Below are 16482 nucleotides of genomic sequence, written 5' to 3'. Positions count from 1 at the left end.
CTATGGAAACGAATTTACCTATATACGAAATAAGGGATGTCCCTTTCTATGTCGATGTCGACAATAACCGCCTGTTTCAAAAAGGAAACGAGGACAATGTGCTCAGGTTTGATGACATGGAATATTGTCCGACGGGTTATGTAGCCCGCATTAATCCAGAATGTATGAGCCAGGCAAACCATTTTTCTAAACAAATCGTCGAAGAACCCATCGAACATATGGTAAAGCTCGATCCCGAAAGGATGGCAAAAAAATATGGTACCTCGGTAGATAAACTTCCGGTGAGCGATGGCTTGCTTACTTATAACAAAGATAATCTGGTAAGAAGGGTTATGGGCGAACTGCCAAGGATGATGATCTACGGCCATGAATTCATCATTGACCTTCGACTTGGCTTACTCAGGCCAGTAGATGATTTCCGTACTATGGGTATTGTTATTGATGAGCTACTTATGGATGCTTCCGGATCAGTTTATCAGTGCTTGTATGACTTCAATATGCATACCATAGCCATACCAGATATGTCGATTACCAGTATTCCTAAAAATATCATTCCTATTGAAATACCGAATGATGATACACTTGACCCATTTTTCTGTGCCAAAAAATATAGTGAACTCAATGGTCTTAGCAGGCAGTATCCGATTGGGAAAGCTGAGGTGGCCAATGCCATAGATTGGGAAAAGACAGAAATGTCGCAGTACTTCAGTCGGTACCCAGTGCGCTTCAATCTCGAAGCCAGGATTATTCCTTGGGAACGTACAGGGGTTATGGAAGTAATTAAGAAAAATCGGGACTTCCAAAAGAAAAATATGCCAAGGAAGAGAAAAGGAAAGGGTTTATAATGGATCGCGAAATCAGCTATACAATTAATAAAGGAATTAATAGGCCGCTCGAATTCAGAGGCTTGAAAGGCCAATATATATTCATACTTGTAATCGGCCTGGTCGCTTTACTCGTAGGATTCTCTATGATGTACATAACGGGGGTACCCTTATACGTTTGCGTGCCGGTAGTGTTTGTGTTTGGCTCTGGTTTGTTTATGGTGGTATACCGGCTTAATGCAAAGTATGGGCAATTCGGTCTTATGAAGGCCAGAGCGTTGCGAAGGGTGCCTTCCGTTATTTTCTCAAAGAACAGAAAAAGGATTTTTGAACGACTAAAGAAGGAAAAGCGATGATGACCGTAATGTTGATCCTTGCTGCAGTTGTACTGGCAGCAGTTCTATTGCAGATTAACCCACCAAGAAGCGGGGGTATAGAAATGGAAGAAATACTACCGATATGGAAGGTAGAAAAAGGATGTATACTCTCCAAAAAAGGAGACGTGACTATTGCCTTTAAAGTGACACTTCCAGAGATATTTACACTGTCCAGTGATGAGTATGATAGTCTGCACCATAGCTGGCTTAAGGCAATTAAGGTACTTCCGCACGGTACCATAGTTCATAAACAAGATTGGTTTTTAAAGAGCAGCTATAAACCAAAGTACAGCGGGGACAGCCAGTTTCTGTTGCAGGCAAGCGATCAGTTCTTTAATGAACGTCCTTTTCTCAGCCATGATTGTTACCTGATGATTACCCTCAAAGGGCCGGACCGTAAACCATCAAGCTCTGCGTTCTCCTCGCTCGTTCGCAGAAATATGGTGCCGGTTCAGTTAAGAGATGGTAAGCGCATGGAACGTCTTATGGAGCTTATTGGACAGTTCAGACGTATCCTGACCGATGGTGGTCTCATTGAATTGGAACAGCTTTCTGAGCAGGAAATTGTGGGAACTGCTTCAGCTCCGGGGTTATTGGAACGTTACCTGTATCTGAATGACCAGGGCACAGCACCGGAATTGAAAGACGTGGTTTTCAGACCCGAATGGAAAATCGGCAATAAAATCTGCAGGCTTTATTCCATGGCTGATGTAGAAGACTTGCCCGGTACAGTGGAGCCGAGAACCCATTATGATCCGTACTCCACAGACAGGACGCGTTTCAGCATCGGATTTGCAACACCTGTTAGTCTTTTGCTGCCAACCAACCATATCTATAATCAGTATATGGTAATCGGCGATCCGGCAGCAACCTTTAAACGGCTGGAAGGTAAACGAAGGAGGTTACAGTCCCTTTCAGATTTTAGCCGTGAAAATGCCATCGGACGCGATGCAACACAGGACTTTCTTAATGAGGCAATTTCTGAAGCGAGGACACCGATCAAAGCACACTTCAATATTATGTGCTGGACGGACGACCCCGCCGAAGTCAAGGAAATGCAGAACCTTACCGCTTCTGCGCTGGCCAAGATGAATATTGTGCCGCATCAGGAAACAGATGGCGCCCCACAATTATGGTGGGCGGGTATTCCGGGAAATGCGGCTGATCTACCGGAGAATGACACTTTTGAATCTTTTGCAGAGCCCTGTAGCTGTTTCCTCAATATGGAGACTGCTTATCGATCCTCAAAAAGCCCCTTCGGTATCCGTCTGGGAGACAGGCTTACAGGTACTCCGGTTCACGTAGATATCAGTGATGAATTGATGGGCAAGGTCATCAGCAACAGAAATAAGGTCGTTGTGGGCAGTAGTGGAGCTGGAAAGAGCATGTTCATGTGCCATCTTTTGCACAGCTATGTACAGCAACATGCCCATTGTGTCGTTATCGATGTCGGCCATAGTTATTCGGGACTTTGTGAATTACTGGGAGGATATTACTATACCTATAGCGAAGAAGATCCGATACGCTTCAATCCTTTTTACATCCCTGCAGGTGATGTTTTGGACACAGAAAAAAAGGAGAGCATAAAAACCTTGCTTGTCGCTCTGTGGAAACAAAGTGATGAAAGTTTCCGCAGAAGCGAATATGTGGCCATTTCCAATGCCCTACAATCCTATTACCTGCTGCTGGATAAACGGCCTGATATCTTTCCATGCTTTAATTCTTTTTATGAATTCCTACAGGAACATTTTGTAAAAGAGCTGGAAGCAGATAAGGTAAAGGACCGGGACTTTGATATGGCTAATTTTCTGTACGTCCTGAGACCGTTTTACCTGGGCGGGGAATTTGATTATTTATTGAATGCGCAGGAGAACCTGGATGTGCTCAATCAGCCCTTTGTAGTCCTAGAACTGGACAATATTAAGGATCATCCCATACTTTTTAGTATCGTGACCCTGATCATATGCGAGCTATTCATCTCAAAGATGCGCAAGCTTAAAGGTGTACGCAAGGTTATCGTCATTGAAGAAGCCTGGAAAGCGATAGCGAAGGCGGGCATGGCGGAATTTATGAAGTACCTCTACAAGACCATTAGGAAGTATTTCGGAGAGGCCATCACCGTGACGCAAGAGATAGATGACATTATCAGCTCGCCGATCATCAAAGAGGCCATTATCAATAATGCGGACTGCAAGATCATCCTGGACATGAAAAAATTCCAGAACAAATTTGAGGCGATCCAGCAAGTGCTTGGCATGTCAGACAAGGGCCGTGACCTGGTGCTTTCCATAAACAAGGCAAATGAAAAGGGACGTAACTACCGGGAGGTCTATATTGAACTGGGGAACCAGCTGATGAAGGTTTACCGTTATGAACCCAGCCCGCAGGAATATTTTGCTTATACAACAGAGCAGCCGGAAAAGCTCAAGCTTCAGCAATATTGTAAAAAATATGGCAGCATAGAAAAAGCTTTACGCGTCCTCGCTGCCGAATTCTATGAACAGCATAATCAAAAAAGGGCATGAAAAGAACATTTTTAAAAACAGCATTAACCGGTATTCTTATCCTGATGGCAACAGTAGGACCGGTACAAAAAGCAGAAGCCGTAATTCCGCTTGCAATTATCGAGGTAATAAAGGCAGGAATAAAAAAGGTGATTAAGGCCGTCGACCTTCAGATCCAGAGACAGCAGAACAAGATCATCTGGCTTCAGAATGCGCAGAAGGAACTGGAGAATGTAATGTCTAAACTTAAACTTAAGGAGATCTCTGAATGGACGGAAAAGCAACGCAAGCAATATGACCAGTATTTTCAGGAACTCTGGAAGATTAAAAATGCGATAAGTACCTGGACCAGGGTAAAGGATGTTATTCAAAGACAATTACAGCTGGTAGAAGAATATAAAAGAGCTTGGAACCTACTTAAAAGCGACAGGAGGTTTACCCCACAGGAAATTGATTATATGTACCGTGTGTATAGTGGACTCCTGGACGAAAGCCTGAAAAATATCGAACAACTGGCGATGGTTGTAAATGCTTTTCGTACACAGATGAGTGATGGTCAGCGTCTTGAATTTATTTCAACCATATCCGCAAAGCTGGAAAAAAATGTGGCTACCCTCAGAAGTTTCAGCGATCATAATTTCCGCTTAAGCCTGACCAGGGCTAAAAGTGCCCAGGAAGCAGAACAGGTTCGAAGGTTATATGGGTTAACTCCTTAATAAATGGAACAGTCACCAATTGATTTAGAAAAAGCGGTAAGGGATACTGCTTATATGATACGGCAATACGGATATAGGAACCGTTTTACCATTGAAATGCAAGGAAGCGGTATTTCAAAGTTCACTGGTAACCTCAACGACTGCCTTAACCGGTACCTGGCTGCAAGTATCAACGGGAAAATAGGTATCAATTCCTTCTTCGAACTGGAAACTGCTCTGCCCTTTAATCAACGAATCCTTTGCCGTTTTAAAATGGCATTTGATAACATTAGTGGATTTACAATAAAGCAATTGGAAATCAGTGACCGGGTATCGAAAACCAACAAGGTGTTTAATCTTCGATTAAATAAGGAGCTTCCGGGCAGCCAGACTATTGAAGGCTTATTTCCGAAACCAAGGCCCTGGGACTTTTTGCGAAAAGGAAAATTCAGGCCGTAGCGATGGAACAGCTTTTATTGCGGAAATAAATTAGGGTTTATATGGAAGATATTTTATTACAACAATGGCAAGAGGAGCTGCTGACTATTTGCAGAACGCTATGGAAAAAGCAATATGATGGTTGTTTTTTGAGCAGGTTGAGAACTGTTAACGGTGCATCAATTCGGCAGGAAGGATCGCTACATACTATTTTGAACGGTGCACTCCTTTATGCAAAATCGACGCCCACGGTAGCGTATGTTTTTCCGTTCAAGATTGAGACGTGGTGGAACAACAATAACTTAGGTTCACTTGCAGTAACATTCGACATCGCTCTGGATAAAGAAAATAGGATTACAATACCAGAATACTTCGTAGAAAGCTTTGATCGGAAAGGGTGTGCCGTATATGGTAAGCTATTTCCTTGCAATGGAATTGAAAATATCCCCGAAAAATCTAAAATAAAAGGATTGCTGCACATAGACCATCAACAATATTTACAAAGACAAAAAAGAAGAAGGCATTTATGAAAAGGACAATTTTAGTGCTATCGTCTGTATGCTCTATTTCGCTGGCGCAAGCACAGACATTTGGAGAATGGTTTAACCAGAAAAAGACCCAAAAGAAGTATTTGATCCAGCAGATCGCTGCCCTCGAAGCCTATAAATCTGTACTATCAAAAGGCTATGAGATCGTAAAGGACGGAACACAACTTATCGGTACGATCACAAACGGGGAGTTTAACCTGCATGCCGATTTCTTTTCCGGCCTAAAGCTCGTCAGTCCTGAGCTCAAACAAAAAAGTCGAGCTTCCGATATTGTTGCATTAAGGAACCAGATGGAACTCGATCGTAAGGATATGGAACGGCTTATCTCAGAAAAGGATTTTATATCTGTGCAGGAAAAGCAGCGCCTAAAAGCCTGGTATCACAACATTGCGATTGATGCAGATGCTGATCTGGAAGAATTGAAAATGCTGCTGACCGATGGCAGTCTGCAGCTTGAAGAGGCCGAAAGGATCAAACGGATAGATGTCCTATTTACAGGTATGCAACGCAAATACAGCCAGCAGCGCAAGTTCAGCAATAATCTCAAACAGACCATTTTGCAAAGGCAGCAAAAAATTGAAGACAGCAAAATACTCAAAAAAATGTACGGACTCTGATCCGTGTAATAATTTATAGTTAAGATTATGAAAACAAAATTCAGATACGGCCTCCTGCTATTATGCTGCATTCTGCAGCTACACCTTGCTTCCGCCCAAACGGCGGAGGTGACCCAGTTACTGCTGAACGTGGAAAAGCTTGCCCAGTTTAAGCAGATTCTCAAGGACATGAAAAAAGGCTATGACCTGGTAAGCAAAGGGTATGGAACGATACGTGATATCTCAGAAGGAAATTTTAGCCTTCACAGGGCTTTCCTTGACGGTCTTTGGATGGTCAATCCTGAGATTGCCAGATACAGAAAGGTGGCCGATATTATCCGATTTCAGGCGAATATCTTTTCTCAGTATAAATCTGCCTATAAAAGATACAGCTCAGGCAATTATCTCAATGTTCAAGAATTGGACTATTTATCGAAAGTGTTTACCCGTTTACTGGATGAAAGCATTGGAAACCTTGATGAGCTTACGATGATTCTCACCGCAAATAAAATGCGGATGTCAGATAATGAACGGCTCAGTGCTATTGACAGAATTTATGACGACATGCAGGGAAAACTGGTTTTTCTAAAGAGGTTCACTTTAAAAACAGATCAGTTAAGCAGGGAAAGAAAAAACAAATTGGATGATTTACATAAGCTGGAATTACTATCTGGTTCCCGCCCATAATACATATTAAAATGAAACAGAAATTAACATTAATCTTCTTGGTTCTTCTGGTCACGCTACCTGTATTTGCATCCGCGCAAACGGCAGGGGACAAGGTCTACGACCTAAATGGTATACTCGATAAGCTCTTTGATGAGATGATGCCTTTATGTGAAAAGCTAATGGATATAGGTCGGGCAATTGCCGGCTTTGCGGCGCTATGGTATATTAGCTTCCGTGTATGGAAACATATCGCTGCGGCGGAAGCCATCGATTTTTTTCCCTTGCTCAGACCGTTTGCTATCGGTATGTCAATAATGCTTTATCCTTCCATAATTGCGCTGATGATGGGTGTTTTAAAACCACTTGAAGTGGGGACAAGGGATATGTCCAAAGACTCCCATAAAGCAATCGCCGCCCATATCTTCCACCAGGAGCAGGAAGCAATGAAAGGCGATGAGGGGATAATAACCGATTCCGGACCAGATGATATCGAAAAATATGAACAGCGGGACGGCTCCTCAGAAGACGGTGTGTTCTCCGGGTTGAAAGCCGTGTTTAGCAAATTCTCGATCAAGCATATGATCGGGACCATGATCAGCGAAATCCTACATATACTCTTTGCTGCTGCAAGTTTGTGTATTAATACAATCCGAACGTTTTACCTGATCATTCTTGCTATTATTGGTCCCATCGTTTTTGGGTTATCAGTCTTTGACGGCTTTCAAAATAGTCTTGCCAGCTGGTTTGCGAGATTTATCCATGTTTATATGTGGTTGCCGGTTGCTAATATTTTTGGTGCCATATGCTCGAAGATCCTGGAAAACATGCTCAACCTCGATCAAAGTTTTATGAGCACTACTGCCTATTTGATCTTTATGGTCATAGCAATTGTAGGGTACACAACGGTACCAAATATAGCAGGCTACATTGTCCAGGCGGGAAGCAAAGATACACTGTTGCATAAGGTAAACAGCTACTCAAAGGCTGCTGCGGCTACTGCTGCCAAAGCACTGATTTAAGTCCATAATAAAGAATTGTGTGGTTTGGGCCTATGACCCGAACGGGGGAGTTATTGCTCGTAATTTAAAAATGAGGAGGAGGAAACAAAGGATATGTTTAAACAATTCAGCAATATAGAATCGGCATTTCGCCACGTAAAGTTATTTACTTATGTGATCATCAGCGCCTGCATTTTACTCTGCGCTTTTACGGTATATGAAAGCTACAGGATGGTCAGGTCCGCTGAAGAAAGGATTTATGTTCTTTCCAATGGCAAAGCATTAGAGGCCATAGCTGGAGAACGTAAGGATAATGTAGCAGTAGAAGCCAGGGATCATATCCGGATGTTTCATCATTATTTCTTTTCTCTTGATCCCGACGATAAGGTCATTGAGGCTAATATTTCTAAAGCCCTTTACCTGGCCGACGGTTCTGCTGCCAGTCAATATCGGGGCCTTAAAGAAAATGGATATTACAATTCAGTAATCAGCGGTAACATGAGCCAGGAGGTAGAAGCTGACAGTGTACAGATCGATCTGGAGCAATATCCTTATAGGTTTAGGTATTATGGAAAGCAGAAGATCGTAAGGCCAACAGCAGTGCTATCCCGCAGCTTGGTAACGGAAGGAACAATAAGGAATGTTAGCAGATCAGATAATAATTCGCATGGTTTTTTGATAGAACGCTGGCGCATCATTGAAAATCGGGATATCGAACTCCAGAACCGTTAAGGTATGATACTATTTAGAAAATCAAGACCACAACGACCATCTCCGGTTAAAGAGAAGGTGGCAAGGTCAATAGCCCAGCGATTAGTAAACCTACAACTTAGGGCTGCAAAATGGCTTCATCATTGGCAGGCCAGAATCTCTATCAAAAAGCGAAATCTTACATTAATCGCTCTGGCGATATTATGGTTTGCCTATTGTATTTATATTCTTATTGCAGCCATTATCGATTAAGTTCTGATAATAGAGTAAGCCGATTAAGCTATACATTCTAAAACAGGATAATATTTTTAAAACAATCAAATATGGAACAAATGACAGAAAAACAGCTGCGGTTTCGCAAACTGCTGTTAGTATTACCACTCATTACCCTTCCCTTTATAAGCCTTGCGTTCTGGGCGCTGGGAGGAGGGAAGGCGACCCCTGCTGTCGAGCAAAAACAGGTAGGTCTTAATACTGCATTGCCCGAGGCACAGCTAAAAACGTCCAATACGGACAAGCTGAGCCTTTACAAACAAAATGGCGTTGATACTGCAATTTTAGAATCTGTAAACAAAGATTCTATATCCGCAAATTCCGCCATCACCGGGGCACCATTTGGCTGGAACGGCGACTGGAATACATCGGGTTCAGGTAATCTTATGTCTTCGCAGAATATGCAGGAACAAAGACTCCAACAAAGGCTCGACGACCTGGAAAGGCTGATGCGACAACCGAATGAAGCTAATTATTCGAGGTCAGACTATTACCCGCAAGAACCAGGAAGCGCCAGCAGCTCCAACCAACAGCTCCAGCGTATCGAACAGCTCGTAAATAACGCAACTAATAACGACGATCAGCCAGATGCTGAACTTGACCAGCTTAATGGAATGCTCGAAAGGGTACTCGATATTCAACATCCTGAGCGGTACCGCGAAAAGCTAAAGGACTATTCGCTGGCCAAGAGAGGAAGAATACTTCCGGTGGGAAAAAAAAGAGAATCTTATACAGTACCAATATCCGGACAGGCTTTGGGTAATTATTTTCACGAAAATAATGGTGTCTTCAATTCACAACAGAGCGCATTTTACAGTTTGGATGATAAACCGGAAAAGGATAGTATGGAGATCAGGTCAATCAGTGCCATCGTTGCGGAAACACAGACTATTGTATCTGGCGCCAGCTTAAAGCTGCAACTCAATGAGGATATATACGTAGCAGGGACAATCATACCCAAAGGTACTCCGGTCTATGGCGCCTGTACCCTCGAAGGAGAAAGGTTGATGGTCAACATTTCCGGTATAAGACTGGGTAATCGCCATTTTCCTGTTGGATTAACTGTATATGGGCTTGATGCTATGGCTGGCATTCGTATCCCCGGAGCTATTACTCGCGATGCCGCAAAAGAAGGTGCTGACCGTGCAGTTCAAAGTATGCAGCTCCTGAGCCTTGATCCTTCCATTGGTGCTCAGGCCGCGGGAGCAGGCATAGAAGCTGCAAAAGGTCTGTTCAACAGAAAAATGAAACTTATACGCGCCACTGTAAATGCAGGCTTACAAATTCTGTTGGTAGGCGGCGATGCAAACGAATAATAAATCAATTCCTCATTTAAAAACAATACGATGAAATTAGTATTCTCATTATTATTTGCTGTATGCAGCATGGTTGCTTTCGGGCAGAATAAAGTAAAAGCCTTTGATATTGCAGGAGCTTATCCACTGGAAATTACAACGCATAAAACCACTCTGCTTATTTTTCCAGCTCCAATTGAAGATGGCGACCGGGGAGACCGTTCTGTTTCAGCGGAAAGAGTGGCCAAGGTAAGCAATCTACTAAAGGTAAAAGCACTGGATAGCGCAATGCAGGCAAGTACGCTGCATGTCGTCACTACGGACGGTAAGATCTATTCTTTTAGTGTTTCATATAGTCCTCAACCCGCCCAACATACCATAGACGTTTCCAAACTACCGTATAAGACAAAAGCCAGCTTTAAAGGGGTTTCCCTCAATGAGCGGGAAATAGAGGACTATGCTGCAACAGTACTTGGTTCGCCTGCATTTATGACCGGTGTCAAGGTAAAGGCAAACGGTTTAAAATTGAAACTGGAGGCCATCTTCATCAAAGACGACGTTCTCTTCTTTCGCTATAACTTGACTAATGATACCCGTATCGGGTACAATGCTTATCAGCCCAAGTTTTATATCCGGGATAAGGCAAGAGCAAAACGTACAGCAATCCAGAATACGGAAATCGATCCGATTTATATCCAGTATAAAGGAAAGCCGGAGGAGACAGCAGGCCAATCGATCATTGTAGCATTTTCAAAATTTACGATAGCTGAGAACAAGAACCTGATCATTTCGCTACATGAAGCTGATGGTGACCGAAACCTCGAGTGCGGCCTCTCCCAAAAGAAACTGCTAAAAGCAAAAGCCTTTTCTTACTGATAAAAAATTGAGCATGGAGTATACACTTGAGAAACAGGGAATGAAAAATTCCCTCCGTAATGATTTTGGACAATGGAACATGCTGGAGGACATGTTTAAGCAGCAGCTGAGCCAAAAAGATCTTGAAAGCAGACGATTCAGAAATATGAAGCTCAAAGAGTATAACAGGCTGATAAGGGTTTATAGCGGAGCGCCGTTAACACGAGATGAACAGGCTTTGATGATCGTAATGAAGTTTCAACGCGGCTCGCTAGTCCGTTCCTTGTATCCTGGACTATTGACCCGCATGGTTTACCTCGTTTCAAAAGGACTGGACAACCTATTTTTCCATAATAAAGAACTGGAAAGAGTCAAATTAGCAAACGACGAGCGGATCATCAACACGAGGATCAAATTGCCGGAGCAACCTTTGGAGCAATCCGAATCTTTCAATATATCAAAAGAAGCTGCCCCGGATAATGCTGCTGGACAGCATCAGAAGGTTTATGGACCGGATCTGGGGCAACGCAGTGTAAACAATGACCAGCAAAAATTTAAAGGGCCATCTATTTAATTGAACAGTTTAAATACTATATATTATGCAAGAAGAAAATTTTGAAAACCTGAAGACAACAGTGGGTATTAGAGGATTCGATCCCAGTATTTTCCCTGAACTGGAAAAAAACATGAAAGAGGGTAAAACGGATTTTGTTCTCCATTATTCGGAACGTCTGGATGAAGACCGGACTGTATTATGCCAGCTCTCCTTCAATAAACATAAGGAAGACGACCGTTATTTCTTTAACCGGTATCAGGCAACGCTAATGAACGAAGATGAGGTCATGGCACAAATATCGGTTAAGTCTTCCTGGAAAATTACCGTTCAGGAAGCAGCTAGAATCATGGAGTATGGTCAGAATGTAGCCGTATTTAAGCAGAATATCATTGGATACCGGCAGAATGAAGAGGGACAGGAAGCGCAACAATTCAAGTTTAATGCTTATATAACAATAGACCCCGAGGGAAAAACTGATGACCAGGGAAACCTTTTACTCAACAGCTATCACGACAATTATTATGCTAAGCGATCTTTTGATATTATAGAACAATTGGAAAATCCGGAAATTCCCTTCCGGACTAAACAAGATTATGCCAGTGTGGAGGCTCTTGTGAAAGATATCCATCAAGCCATTCCTGTCGAAATCGTGATGAACCGGAATGGTAAAGAAGAAGATGGTTTTCTGAATGTAAATGCCAGAAGGGGGAAACTCAATTTTATGGATGCAAAAGGTATCAGTATTGATCCTCCACAGGTAAAGCAGGAGCAGCGTAATACGGTAGCCGATAGTGGTGAAGTAAAAAAAAAGCCTTGGGTAAACCAGGGACCACAGAAAAGGGCATGGAAACCGAAACAGAGTAAGGGCATCTCGCGATAAAGGAAAACTAAGATCTATAACAGAAAATAATTTATTATGTTATGATAAGAGCAAAAGATTTAGAATCGATGGCTGAAAGCCTGAACCATCTTGGTTTACCTTTTAATGAATTCATCACCCGGCAGGAGATTGACTATAGTGCTAAAGAGTTCAACTTTAATATTCTGGATGCGAGTTTGAGTAATAATGCGATCTACCGGTTTTGTTTTAAAAAAGAAAATAATGGTGATTATGTCATTGAAGACTACGAGGCCAAGATGCTTATCGTACCAATTGAACATGGAAACCACGCCGGTATTGATACGCTCGAACTGGAAAACCAGATGAAGGAAATCAAATGGGCATTGTTCCCAATATATAAAAGGGATGCTTTACTAGGTTTATTTGAGAAGCTGGATCAGCTCAGGCATAGCGGGGATCTGAATGCAAAAAAAATCGGCGATAAACTCGCCATTAAGTATTTCTCAAACACACCATTGGAAGAAATGCTTCCGTTACCGGATAAAAGACCTTATGAGAAAACAATCATAATACCTATCCATAATAAAGGAAATGATGTAGATATCGGTCAGGCTGTACAATTGCTACAAGGTGGAATCCTGTTGAAGTATCTGGATAACAACAATGAATCGGGGGAACTATGTTGGCTCAAAGAAGACAAGGGATATTTGAAAATTTATTCCGATTTCAATGTAGCGGAGGTTGTAAAACAGATGCCTTTACTAAAACAGCCAGATATTATTGAATTATCTGAGATACTTACTGGTCTTGGCAATGGAAAGCCTTATGCAACATCTTTATTGATCAATAGCAGAATCGTAGGCGGAAAAATTCATGTAGATCCCGGTAACCAAAGTCTTGAATTTCGGGACAACAACGGAAAAACGGTCAATTGGAAATTGTGGACAAAATTGAAACAGAACAAAAAGCCCGGCAAAGGCAAAAAAGGGCCGGGCTTATAATACTAAATTAAAATTGTGAGCAAGAATAGTGGGTATGGAGAAAAAAACAAGATTAAGACCACCGTTAACTTATTATGGTGGCAAACAAACATTGGCACCCTGGATCATATCGCTCATACCTGAGCATATCCTTTATTGTGAACCCTTCTTCGGTGGCGGTGCAGTTTACTTTATGAAACCTCCTTCGGAGGTAGAGGTCATCAATGATACCAATAAGGAATTGATGAATTTTTATCGTGTTGCCAGCAAAAGATTTGACGAGCTTGCACAGCTTATCGAATTGACCTTGCACAGTAGGGATGCACATCACTCCGCAACATTAATTTACCACAATCCGGAACTCTTTGATGAAGTAAAGCGTGCCTGGGCGGTATGGACACTTTCAGCCCTTGGATTTTCCGGTAAACTTGAAGGGCCATTCGGCTTTGATAAGACACAGAACTCTACATCGAAAAGAATTGATGTCAAGCGGGAGAGTTTTGACCGACATTATCTGGCACGACTTCGCAAAACACAGATTGAATGTGCTGACGCGCTTTATGTAATACAGAGCCGAGACCACAAGGATGCCTTCTTTTATTGTGATCCGCCATATATTGGCTCTAATATGGGTCATTACAAAGGTTATACAGAAGAGGACTATGAAGGTTTATTAAAAATGCTTTCCTCTATTCAGGGAAAATTTCTCCTGTCATCATATCCATCAGAAATTCTTGATCGTTTTGTAAAAAAACATAAGTGGAATTTCATTCAAAAGGAGATGTTAGTTACTGTAAATATCAAAGGCGGAAATCCTAAGAAAAAGATTGAAATGCTTATTGCTAATTATCCCATTCAGGTTTCTAAATAGTATTGCAATATTTTTTTGATACTCAATTGAAATTAAAATAGTCACTTTCCTAATCTAGGAATTAAGGACTTTAATCTGATAATATTAAAACAGAAGCATATGGCAGAAATTAAAAAACGCATTTTGTCTTTTAGCAACGGTAAAACAATAAAGCTTTATGGTAATAGCGTAGCGATAGGTAAAAGCATGGAAATAGCAGAGGCATATACACCAAATATATTGGGGTTTAGTGCCCCACACGGAGATGAAAAAATTGGAACGGTGTTTAATCCTCATAAGCTTACTCCCGAAGAATTGCAGGAGCTTGCCGATTACAATATAAGATTGTGGATGGACTTAAAAGATGCAATCCGAAAATATGGCGCTAATAATCCAAAGGTTTTCAACAAAGAGGCTATATCAAATTAGCCAATTTTAATAATTATAGAGCCCTACAGGGCTCTATTTATTTAAGGTTTTAAGTGATGGGGAAAAGCAAGAATTATTTAAGTCAGGCAGAGAGCCAAAATCCTGCTAAATCTGATGAATGGACTGGGAATTCTGAGAAAGAACTCTTAGACTTGGTTGTCGAAATTTTAATCGAATTAATAATAGGAGATGAGGGAGAAAAATAATAATGCACTTGCATATAGAAGGTTAAGCGCCAGGGACCAATCAAAATACTCTTTAAGTTATCAGGAAAGATCAATAAAAGATTATTGCGATAGGAACGGCTTAAATTTATTAAACTTTTATACAGATAACGGCGAAAGCAGTTACACCTTTGATCGTCCAGACTATCAGGCCCTAGAATCATTTATCAAGAAACATAAAGGAAAAGCAAGATATCTTATTATAATGGACCATGATAGGTTCAGCAGGAACCTTACCGAAGCCCTGATGAAGATAGATGAGCTAGAAGAGAAATTCAATATAAAGGTGCTTGCAACCAACGAAGATTTAGATCTTGATACCGCCGATCCTGATATTTTTATACAGCGGGCATTCAAATATTTGATCGCCAATCAAGAACTTCTTAGGATTAGAAAGAGAACAAAGGATGGTATAAGGCAAGCACAAGGATTGGGCAGATATGTAAATATAGCCCCTTATGGTTATAAGAATAGCCGAGATGCAACAGGAAAAGGTATACTTGAGATCGACGAGGAGAAAGCAGCAATCGTCCGTTTTATATTTAAAGAATTTGTAAAGGGAACACCAGTATACATTATTCAAGATGCTGCAAAAAAAATGGGATTTGATCGCAGCGGCCATAGTGTAATATACAATATTGTATCTAATCCACTTTATTACGGTCAGGTGAAAGTTAATGCTGATAGAAAGAATCCCGAAAAGTTAGTAAATGGTATTCATCAACCTATAATTACCGAGTTGACATTTCTTCTAGCCCAGGAGCGTTTAGGAATTAAAAAGAATAAAAAAACTCGACCGAGGGAAGACTTTCCGTTAAGAGGAGTATTAAAGTGTTATTGCGGACATAACATGACGGCTGGATACTCCAAAGGAAAAAGTAAATACTATCTATATTACCGTTGTCATATTCATACTTCAAAAAATTATCCGGGGGAGTCCTTACATCAATCTTTTGACAAAATCCTTAATATGCTAAGCTTTAGTGATAGGCAAATTAAAATCATGACCGATAAAATCAATGCCAACATTAAAAACAAGTTGGAGGAGAAAACTCAAGCTGTAGCGGAAAGACAAAAGCAATTGGAACAGGTTTGTAATAAATTGGAACGTTTAGAAGAACGTCTGATTAATGATGAAATAGATGGTGCAATGTATAAGAAATGGAATGCTCGATTGAGACAAGAAAGATCTGTACTTGAGGATAGCTTAAACCATATGAGTACCGAAGGGATAAAAGGGAGGATTGATAAAATCAGACTGTATTTGCCATTACTTTCAAACCTCGGAGAGGTATATAAAAATTCAAAATTAAAGGGCAAACAATTGCTATTAAATACGGTGTTCAAACTTGGTATTACCATCAAAGAAGGTAAACTTAGAACACCTTACATTCATGGATCAAGTTGAAAAGTTGGGGGATAGGATAAAAAATAGTTTTTTTGCGCCCAATTAAGATTAATAGCCATGGATAAGAATTTTAGCCTTCTGATCGAGGCTCTGCTACCAGAAGGGATTTTATATTATTTCGAGATAGCTGATGCTTGTCAAAGTGAGACTGAAATAAGTATTTATTTAGAAGAAAAGAATATTGTTCCAGCTGAGCATCAGCATAAAAAACTTCACGCCAAAGACTTTCTTCCTCCCGTTGCTGTTCAGGATTTTCCTATCCGCAGAAAGAAGGTTACTTTATATGTAAAGCGGCGTCGGTGGGAGGTTGTAGCCACCGGAGAAACAGTAACAAGAGATTGGGAAATAGTGAAAAAAGGAACGCGAATGACATTGGAATTCGGTTATTTTTTAAAAGGACTACTTAGATAA

Annotated in this window: 19 protein-coding genes; all 19 read left to right on the top strand. The window is 41.2% G+C overall.

Going from position 1 to position 16482, the window contains the following annotated elements:
• Positions 1 to 2: 2 nt before the first annotated feature.
• Positions 3 to 845 (top strand): hypothetical protein, encoded by an 843-nt coding sequence (locus FN124_RS15625; protein ID WP_142685749.1) that lies wholly within the window; start codon positions 3 to 5, stop codon positions 843 to 845.
• Entirely contained in the window at positions 845 to 1180 is a 336-nt protein-coding gene (locus FN124_RS15620; RefSeq protein WP_142685748.1) for a DUF4133 domain-containing protein, read from the top strand. Before FN124_RS15625 ends, FN124_RS15620 begins: the two co-directional genes overlap by 1 nt.
• Positions 1177 to 3726 (top strand): TraG family conjugative transposon ATPase, encoded by a 2550-nt coding sequence (locus FN124_RS15615; RefSeq protein WP_260607468.1) that lies wholly within the window; start codon positions 1177 to 1179, stop codon positions 3724 to 3726. The genes FN124_RS15620 and FN124_RS15615 overlap by 4 nt, the downstream gene beginning before the upstream one ends.
• On the top strand, positions 3723 to 4421 hold the full coding sequence (locus tag FN124_RS15610) for a conjugal transfer protein TraI (RefSeq protein WP_142685747.1): 699 nt from the start codon (positions 3723 to 3725) through the stop codon (positions 4419 to 4421). Before FN124_RS15615 ends, FN124_RS15610 begins: the two co-directional genes overlap by 4 nt.
• Before the next feature lie 3 nt (positions 4422 to 4424).
• Positions 4425 to 4859, top strand: a complete 435-nt coding sequence (locus tag FN124_RS15605; RefSeq protein WP_142685746.1) for a hypothetical protein — start codon at positions 4425 to 4427, stop codon at positions 4857 to 4859.
• A 41-nt stretch (positions 4860 to 4900) separates the two neighbouring features.
• On the top strand, positions 4901 to 5368 hold the full coding sequence (locus FN124_RS15600) for a hypothetical protein (protein WP_142685745.1): 468 nt from the start codon (positions 4901 to 4903) through the stop codon (positions 5366 to 5368).
• Entirely contained in the window at positions 5365 to 6003 is a 639-nt protein-coding gene (locus FN124_RS15595) for a hypothetical protein (protein WP_142685744.1), read from the top strand. Before FN124_RS15600 ends, FN124_RS15595 begins: the two co-directional genes overlap by 4 nt.
• A 27-nt stretch (positions 6004 to 6030) precedes the next feature.
• Complete coding sequence (locus tag FN124_RS15590; RefSeq protein WP_142685743.1) at positions 6031 to 6669, top strand: TerB family tellurite resistance protein; 639 nt, start codon at positions 6031 to 6033, stop codon at positions 6667 to 6669.
• Between the two features lie 11 nt (positions 6670 to 6680).
• The gene (gene traJ / locus FN124_RS15585) at positions 6681 to 7670 is read left to right on the top strand and encodes a conjugative transposon protein TraJ (RefSeq protein ID WP_142685742.1); all 990 of its coding nucleotides are present in this window, start codon (positions 6681 to 6683) and stop codon (positions 7668 to 7670) included.
• Between the two features lie 93 nt (positions 7671 to 7763).
• Positions 7764 to 8381 (top strand): conjugative transposon protein TraK, encoded by a 618-nt coding sequence (gene traK, locus FN124_RS15580; protein ID WP_142685741.1) that lies wholly within the window; start codon positions 7764 to 7766, stop codon positions 8379 to 8381.
• A gap of 302 nt (positions 8382 to 8683) precedes the next feature.
• Positions 8684 to 9949 (top strand): conjugative transposon protein TraM, encoded by a 1266-nt coding sequence (traM, locus tag FN124_RS15575; RefSeq protein WP_142685740.1) that lies wholly within the window; start codon positions 8684 to 8686, stop codon positions 9947 to 9949.
• Between the two features lie 30 nt (positions 9950 to 9979).
• On the top strand, positions 9980 to 10804 hold the full coding sequence (traN, locus tag FN124_RS15570; RefSeq protein ID WP_142685739.1) for a conjugative transposon protein TraN: 825 nt from the start codon (positions 9980 to 9982) through the stop codon (positions 10802 to 10804).
• Positions 10805 to 10817: 13 nt separating this feature from the next.
• Positions 10818 to 11357, top strand: coding sequence for a hypothetical protein (locus FN124_RS15565; protein ID WP_142685738.1), 540 nt, complete (start codon positions 10818 to 10820; stop codon positions 11355 to 11357).
• 25 nt (positions 11358 to 11382) lie between these two features.
• Entirely contained in the window at positions 11383 to 12219 is an 837-nt protein-coding gene (locus FN124_RS15560; protein WP_142685737.1) for a hypothetical protein, read from the top strand.
• A 41-nt stretch (positions 12220 to 12260) separates the two neighbouring features.
• Positions 12261 to 13181, top strand: coding sequence for a hypothetical protein (locus FN124_RS15555; RefSeq protein WP_142685736.1), 921 nt, complete (start codon positions 12261 to 12263; stop codon positions 13179 to 13181).
• 34 nt (positions 13182 to 13215) lie between these two features.
• On the top strand, positions 13216 to 14031 hold the full coding sequence (locus FN124_RS15550) for a DNA adenine methylase (protein WP_142685735.1): 816 nt from the start codon (positions 13216 to 13218) through the stop codon (positions 14029 to 14031).
• Positions 14032 to 14130: 99 nt separating this feature from the next.
• The gene (locus tag FN124_RS15545) at positions 14131 to 14439 is read left to right on the top strand and encodes a hypothetical protein (protein ID WP_142685734.1); all 309 of its coding nucleotides are present in this window, start codon (positions 14131 to 14133) and stop codon (positions 14437 to 14439) included.
• 189 nt (positions 14440 to 14628) lie between these two features.
• A complete protein-coding gene (locus tag FN124_RS15540; protein ID WP_142685733.1) occupies positions 14629 to 16071 on the top strand; it encodes a recombinase family protein in 1443 nt (480 codons plus the stop codon).
• A gap of 57 nt (positions 16072 to 16128) precedes the next feature.
• A complete protein-coding gene (locus tag FN124_RS15535) occupies positions 16129 to 16482 on the top strand; it encodes an ISAon1 family transposase N-terminal region protein (protein ID WP_142685728.1) in 354 nt (117 codons plus the stop codon).

Origin of the sequence: Chitinophaga polysaccharea, assembly GCF_902150045.1 — a bacterium.
GTDB lineage: Bacteria > Bacteroidota > Bacteroidia > Chitinophagales > Chitinophagaceae > Chitinophaga > Chitinophaga polysaccharea_A.
This window is presented reverse-complemented; position numbering and strand designations above follow the sequence as displayed.

What these genes read in the sequence shown, in the direction of transcription:
- FN124_RS15545 (WP_142685734.1), top strand. Translation starts at nt 14,131, where the DNA reads ATGGCAGAAATTAAAAAACGCATTTTGTCTTTTAGCAACGGTAAAACA.
- FN124_RS15590 (WP_142685743.1), top strand. Translation starts at nt 6,031, where the DNA reads ATGAAAACAAAATTCAGATACGGCCTCCTGCTATTATGCTGCATTCTG.
- FN124_RS15555 (WP_142685736.1), top strand. Translation starts at nt 12,261, where the DNA reads ATGATAAGAGCAAAAGATTTAGAATCGATGGCTGAAAGCCTGAACCAT.
- FN124_RS15595 (WP_142685744.1), top strand. Translation starts at nt 5,365, where the DNA reads ATGAAAAGGACAATTTTAGTGCTATCGTCTGTATGCTCTATTTCGCTG.
- FN124_RS15615 (WP_260607468.1), top strand. Translation starts at nt 1,177, where the DNA reads ATGATGACCGTAATGTTGATCCTTGCTGCAGTTGTACTGGCAGCAGTT.
- FN124_RS15540 (WP_142685733.1), top strand. Translation starts at nt 14,629, where the DNA reads ATGAGGGAGAAAAATAATAATGCACTTGCATATAGAAGGTTAAGCGCC.
- FN124_RS15625 (WP_142685749.1), top strand. Translation starts at nt 3, where the DNA reads ATGGAAACGAATTTACCTATATACGAAATAAGGGATGTCCCTTTCTAT.
- FN124_RS15550 (WP_142685735.1), top strand. Translation starts at nt 13,216, where the DNA reads ATGGAGAAAAAAACAAGATTAAGACCACCGTTAACTTATTATGGTGGC.
- FN124_RS15565 (WP_142685738.1), top strand. Translation starts at nt 10,818, where the DNA reads ATGGAGTATACACTTGAGAAACAGGGAATGAAAAATTCCCTCCGTAAT.
- FN124_RS15610 (WP_142685747.1), top strand. Translation starts at nt 3,723, where the DNA reads ATGAAAAGAACATTTTTAAAAACAGCATTAACCGGTATTCTTATCCTG.
- FN124_RS15535 (WP_142685728.1), top strand. Translation starts at nt 16,129, where the DNA reads ATGGATAAGAATTTTAGCCTTCTGATCGAGGCTCTGCTACCAGAAGGG.
- FN124_RS15600 (WP_142685745.1), top strand. Translation starts at nt 4,901, where the DNA reads ATGGAAGATATTTTATTACAACAATGGCAAGAGGAGCTGCTGACTATT.
- traM (WP_142685740.1), top strand. Translation starts at nt 8,684, where the DNA reads ATGGAACAAATGACAGAAAAACAGCTGCGGTTTCGCAAACTGCTGTTA.
- FN124_RS15560 (WP_142685737.1), top strand. Translation starts at nt 11,383, where the DNA reads ATGCAAGAAGAAAATTTTGAAAACCTGAAGACAACAGTGGGTATTAGA.
- traJ (WP_142685742.1), top strand. Translation starts at nt 6,681, where the DNA reads ATGAAACAGAAATTAACATTAATCTTCTTGGTTCTTCTGGTCACGCTA.
- FN124_RS15620 (WP_142685748.1), top strand. Translation starts at nt 845, where the DNA reads ATGGATCGCGAAATCAGCTATACAATTAATAAAGGAATTAATAGGCCG.
- FN124_RS15605 (WP_142685746.1), top strand. Translation starts at nt 4,425, where the DNA reads ATGGAACAGTCACCAATTGATTTAGAAAAAGCGGTAAGGGATACTGCT.
- traK (WP_142685741.1), top strand. Translation starts at nt 7,764, where the DNA reads ATGTTTAAACAATTCAGCAATATAGAATCGGCATTTCGCCACGTAAAG.
- traN (WP_142685739.1), top strand. Translation starts at nt 9,980, where the DNA reads ATGAAATTAGTATTCTCATTATTATTTGCTGTATGCAGCATGGTTGCT.